The following is a 1,806-nucleotide window of genomic DNA, read 5'->3' on the forward strand; positions in this document are numbered from 1 at the left end:
CGCTGGAGGGCCGCCAATGCGCATACTGCTGAACCTGCCCGTCGCACAGAAGCTGCTCCTTTCGGCTCTGTTGGCGATTGGCCTGCTGGGGCTGCTGGTGGCCCGCAGTGATGCGGGGCTGTCCGCCGTGGCGCAGGAAAGCCAGACGCTCAAAGTCGCCGCCGAGGCCGATGCCGCGTTGCGGGAGGTGCGTTTCGCGCTGGCGCGTGCGGGAATCGCCACCCGCAGCGCCATCGCCGCGCAGTCGCCCGCAGCCGTGGAGGGGGCCACGCGGGAGCTGGAGCAGTGGCTCGCCGAGGCGCGCCGCCTGCTGAGCCAGGGCGGCCAGGGCGACCCGAAGAGGGCCGAGGCGCAGATGCTGCTGGAGCGCTACCGGACCCTGGCCATGGAGCTGGCGCGGCTGCGCCGGGATCTGCTGGAGGCGCGCGACCAGCAGCTTTTCCCCGCCTTCCGCGCCTATGGCAGGCAGTTGGAGCCCGCCCTCGGCATGGTCGAGTACGCGGCCCTGCCGGGGGAGGAGCGCGGCGCGCTGCGCGACCGCCTGCAGTCTCTCCACATGGCGGCCGGCGAACTGCGCAACGCCGTGCAGCACCACCTGATCACCGACGAGGACGCGCCGCTGCAGCGGATGCGGCAGGCCGTGGCGCAGATCGAGGCGCACCGGCAAGGGCTTGAGCGTAGCCTGCCCGGCCTGCGCGATGCGGGGCTGGCGGCGGATCTGCGGCAGCTTTCCGGCCTGACGGAGCGCATGGGAACCCTGGCCGCGGATGTGGCGGCGCTGAATCTGCGCCGGCAGGCCATGGTGCAGGAGGCGGTGGCGGTGCGCGTCTCGATCGACCGCCAGATGGACGGGCTGAGCGAGGCACTGGCCGCCACGGCGCGGCGCACCGAGGTGGCGCTGCAGGAGGATCTCCTGTCGCTGCGGCAGGGCGGGCAGTGGACCGGCGGCGCCGTGGTGCTGGTGCTTCTGCTCTCGGCCTGGGGGATGGGGCGGCTGGTGGGGGCGCCGATGCGGCGGCTGGCGGCGGCGCTGGGGCGGATCACCGCCGGGGAGGCGGCGCAGCCCGTGCCGGAGCAGCACCGGCGGGACGAGATCGGCGCCATCGCCTCGGCGGCCGAGGCGCTGCGCGTCCACATGCGGCAATCCTACCTCCAGAAGCAGATGATGGAGCAGCTGCCGATCGCCATCGTCACCGCCGATCCGCGCGACGATTTCCGCATCAACTACATGAACGCGGCGATGCGCGGGGTGCTCAAGGACCGCATCGCCCACCTCCTGCCCTGCCGGCCGGAGGAGGTGCTGGGCAAGAGCTTCGACATCTTCCACCGCGACCCGGCCCGCCAGCGCGCCCTGATGGCCGATGGCTCGCGCCTGCCCTACCGCACCCGCATCACCGCGGGCGGCGAGACGATGGAGCTCAATGTCAGCGCCATCCGCGACCCTTCCGGCGCCTATGTCGGGCCGATGCTGGTCTGGACCATGGTGACCGAGCAGGCCCGGCTGGCCGACACCTTCGAGGCCGACGTCAAGTCGGTGGTGGAGACCTTCGTCACCCGGGCCGGGGAGATGCAGGAGGCGGCCGGCCGGCTCACCGCCACCGCCCGCCAGTCGCAGGAGGAGGCCAGCACCGTGGCCGACGCGGCCAGCCGCGCCAACTCGGACGTGCAGGCGGTGGCGGCGGCGGCGGAGGAGATGGCGGCCTCGATCGTCGAGATCACCCGGCGGGTTTCCGAGGCGGCGGGGGTGACGCAGCAGGCGGTGGCCGAGGCCCAGGCCACCGACGCCACCATGCGCAGCCTGACCGA

Annotated in this window: 1 protein-coding gene; it reads left to right on the top strand. The window is 73.2% G+C overall.

From position 1 onward, the window contains the following. Positions 1 to 16: 16 nt before the first annotated feature. The coding region (locus tag ACZJYS_RS24205) for a HAMP domain-containing protein (protein WP_493180628.1) at positions 17 to 1,806 on the top strand (1,790 nt) is incomplete at its 3' end.

The organism is Roseomonas sp. TS2, assembly GCF_058833935.1.